Origin of the sequence: Parabacteroides sp. AF27-14 (assembly GCF_003635425.1) — a bacterium.
Classification (GTDB): domain Bacteria; phylum Bacteroidota; class Bacteroidia; order Bacteroidales; family Tannerellaceae; genus Parabacteroides; species Parabacteroides distasonis.
In genome coordinates, this window is the sequence record NZ_QTLZ01000053.1 from 1 (window position 1) to 3,692 (window position 3,692).

At 39.9% G+C, this 3,692-nt stretch carries 3 protein-coding genes and 2 tRNA genes; 4 read left to right on the plus strand and 1 reads right to left on the minus strand.

Translation table 11 applies throughout. The annotated features are described in order from the left end of the window. Positions 1-208: 208 nt before the first annotated feature. Positions 209-282: transfer RNA gene (locus DWY79_RS22230), tRNA-Pro, on the plus strand. Positions 283-348: 66 nt separating this feature from the next. Continuing rightward, complete coding sequence (locus DWY79_RS22235; RefSeq protein WP_122370504.1) at positions 349-1,023, plus strand: HAD family hydrolase; 675 nt, start codon at positions 349-351, stop codon at positions 1,021-1,023. A gap of 5 nt (positions 1,024-1,028) precedes the next feature. Here the strand turns inward: DWY79_RS22235 and DWY79_RS22240 are convergent, their stop codons facing one another. Continuing rightward, positions 1,029-1,646, minus strand: coding sequence for an RNA polymerase sigma-70 factor (locus DWY79_RS22240; protein ID WP_195319973.1), 618 nt, complete (start codon positions 1,644-1,646; stop codon positions 1,029-1,031). 123 nt (positions 1,647-1,769) lie between these two features. Between DWY79_RS22240 and DWY79_RS22245 the strand changes: the two genes are divergently transcribed. Both DWY79_RS22245 and DWY79_RS22250 read left to right on the plus strand, forming a co-directional pair. Then, positions 1,770-1,842, plus strand: a tRNA-Trp gene (locus tag DWY79_RS22245). Positions 1,843-2,045: 203 nt separating this feature from the next. Next, a complete protein-coding gene (locus tag DWY79_RS22250) occupies positions 2,046-3,623 on the plus strand; it encodes an SUMF1/EgtB/PvdO family nonheme iron enzyme (protein ID WP_008779407.1) in 1,578 nt (525 codons plus the stop codon). The last annotated feature ends 69 nt before the right edge of the window (positions 3,624-3,692 follow it).

Genomic DNA, 3,692 nt, shown 5'->3' on the forward strand with positions numbered 1-3,692 from the left:
TATGGCACCATCATGTCGTTTTGTATATCGTTGTTTCGATTACGGGTGCAAAGGTAGGTATTATTTTTAATCCAGCAAATGTTTTGAAAGAAAAATTCACAGGACAGTAAATTATCTATTTTTCCTGCAAAAAAATCCACTTTTCTCTTGCAGGTTCAAAAACAATGTGTACCTTTGCACCCGTAATCGAGACAACGATACAAAAAAACGGGATGTAGCACAGTTGGCTAGCGCGCCACGTTCGGGACGTGGAGGTCGGAAGTTCGAGTCTTCTCATCCCGACTCATCAAAAAGGCAAGAATCTTGAAAGAGATCTTGCCTTTCTTTTTTCAATCCTATTAATATCTAATGAATAACAAAAGGTATCAACATATATTGTTCGATCTGGACGGTACATTAACCGATCCTATGATTGGTATTACCAGTTCTGTAAAGTACGCCCTCTCCTATTTCAATATAGAAGTAGAAGATTTACGATCTTTATGCCCTTTCATCGGGCCACCATTAAAAACATCCTTTAAGGACTTCTATCAGTTTACAGATGAGCAAGCAGATGTAGCCATTGCTAAATACCGGGAATATTTTTCAAAACAAGGTATTTTCGAGAATACCCTGTATCAAGGTACTGATGAATTACTCCGTTTGCTTACCGAAAACGAAATGAAAATCTACTTAGCCACCTCAAAGCCGCAACCCTTCGCTCAACAAATTCTAGAATATTTCCACTTAGAATCTTATTTTGCATTTGTTGGAGGAAGCACATTCGACGGAAGCCGTTCCGAAAAAGCGGATGTAATACAATATGTATTAGACAGCACCGATATAAAAACACGGTCTGACGTAGTCATGATCGGTGATCGTAAATATGATATAGAAGGGGCCAAAGCGAATAACATAGATTCAATAGGAGTCCTTTACGGCTACGGGGATGAAGAAGAATTAGCAAATGCCGGAGCAAACAAAATCGTTACTGATATAAAAGAACTATCATCTTTCCTTCTAACAGGGAATATCCCCATATAGAAAGCTTAAGCAGATCTATAAATCACATTAAAAATAAACATCAGCAATAAAGAGAATGAAATATTTGGAAAACTCGGCTTCAACCGGGCTACCAATTTTTCTATAGCGATCTTCATCTGTACACGAACCGTACTCTCTTGAACCGATAATATTTCCGCGATCTCCTTCGTTTTCAATCCCTCCTCACGAGACATCAAAAACACAAGACGGCATTTCTCAGGAAGTTCGTCAATCGCTTTATCAAGCATCTCTCTCATCTCTTTTAACTCCAAATGCTCCTCCGGAGAACCCTCATCTTCCTCTTCCATTAATGGCAACAACTCATTTAAAGAAGCCCTATTCAAGTCTTTATTCCTTGCTTGAAAACGAAAAGACTCGTTACGTACGGAAATATATAAATAGGTATCTATATTATCAATATCCTTTAATCGTTTCCGGGATTGCCAGACCGAGAAAAAAACATCTGTCACAACTTCACGGCATGCCTCCTTCTCGCCTAAACAATAATAAGCGAAGCGAAAAACCTGATCATAATATAAATTATAAAAACGTTCGAAAGCTCCCCTGTTATCTACCGACACAGATTCAAGCAACCCTTTGATATCTCGCACAAAAACTCCCACTCCTTTTTCTTTGATTTGGCAAACATACTAAATATAATCTAAATGCCTTTTTAAAAAGCAGACTATTTTTTCTCATATTTTACTTGCATATTCAAATTATTAAACTACTTTTGCACCCGCAATACGGAAGTAGCTCAGTCGGTAGAGCACTGGTCTCCAAAACCAGGTGTCGGGAGTTCGAGCCTCTCCTTCCGTGCGTGAGCGGCAACACTATGAATATGTGTTGCCGCTTTTTTATTATTCTCCTTCTCTTCCCATTGCGATAAAAAAGCGTAAATAAGACAACATTTTTCGTTAAAGAGACTATTTTTTCTTTCAATATATAAAGGAATATACTACTTTTATTGCCGATTTTAAATCTAATTGAGACTTAGTGTAAATCGTATACCATAGAAACAGATGACAACTAACAAATTTTCAAATCGATACTCGTCTGAGAGGAAAAAGTATTTTTTCAAAAGTAAGGCGTTTATCCTGTTCCTCGGATTATTTTTGGGAGCTGGGATTATGATCGCCCTTTATAAAACATCTGTATATTTCTCGACAGATGAATCTTGTATGATGTGCCACGTGCATCCTCACGTAGAAAACAGTTGGAAACTTTCCAAACATGTAAATAATGGAAGTGGCGTTAAGACACATTGCGTAGCTTGTCACCTCCCACCCCAAACAAATACTTGGAAACATTATAGCGCAAAGGCTAAATTGGGTATGAAAGATGTTTGGTCATACTTGACTAAAGACAGCGCGGATTTCAATTGGGAAACTAAGTCCGAGTTGGAACACGCCGTTAAATATATCCCCAATGAATCTTGTAAGGAGTGCCATCAGAACTTATTCCCCGAAGGAATTACCGATGATGGTGTAACGGCACATTTATATTATGATGAGAATGAGAAAAAGCTAGATCTACAATGTATTAGTTGCCATTTGGATGCAGGACATTACAATCCGAACTACAATCACTCTAAGATGGTTGGCATACCGGGACAAAACACATCCGGGGCAACCTCGATAGATACCAGCCTGTTTTTTAAGGAACCAACTACAGTAACCTCTTTCACCGATTATGTAGAACAAATTCCCGGAACAATGGTCTCATTCAAGATGATTGCCATTCCCGGAGGTTCATTCAAAATGGGTAGTGAGGAAAAAGAGGCGTTTCATAAAGCAGATGAGTCACCTGTACACAACGTAACCGTTAGTCCATTCTTCATGGCTGAGGTCGAGGTGACTTGGGATCAATACTGGGCTTTCTATGGGAATACGATGAGTGAGGGCCGTACCCCTCCAGAGACCGTATACGCAAATAACAGTAATCCGAATGTCGATGCCATCTCCGGTCCTACACCTCCGTTCGGTTTCCCTGATCAAGGCTGGGGTGGCGGAGATCGCCCGGCTATTACAATGACTCATTATGCGGCCGAGACTTTCTGCCAATGGTTATCCAAGAAAACAGGAAAGACTTATCGTTTACCGACCGAGGCGGAATGGGAATATGCGGCACGTGGCGGCACGGAAACGCCTTATTTCTTTACGGGTAATCCAAAAGACTTCTCCGATCAAGGCTTCTGGCGTAAATTTTTCGACGCTAAGACTGATAGTATAGGTTCTTATGTGATTTATAGCAAGAACAGCAAAAACAAGACGCAAGAACCGGATTTAGTAAAAGCCAATCCCTTTGGTTTAAAGAATATGTTGGGTAATGTAATGGAATATTGTGCCGACAAGTATGATCCTGAAGCTTACGCTAAAAGCGGAAGTAGCGCCACAGATCCATTGGTTACTGAAGGTACAGAATGGGTAGTGAGAGGCGGTAATTACACCTCCGATGCGGCAGATCTTCGCTGCGCTTCCCGTGATTATACCAAACATGAAGCTTGGTTAAAAACCGATCCGCAACAGCCGAAGAGTATCTGGTGGTACTCCGACATCAGAGGAATCGGTTTCCGTGTTGTATGTGAACCTAATAAATAGTATCTAAAAAAATAATATCATGAACTATAATAAGAAAATTGAATACGGTTAACGATAATTAGCATGATT

Coding starts and splice junctions, on each gene's coding strand:
- DWY79_RS22250 (WP_008779407.1), top strand. CDS start 2,046: ATGACAACTAACAAATTTTCAAATCGATACTCGTCTGAGAGGAAAAAG.
- DWY79_RS22235 (WP_122370504.1), top strand. CDS start 349: ATGAATAACAAAAGGTATCAACATATATTGTTCGATCTGGACGGTACA.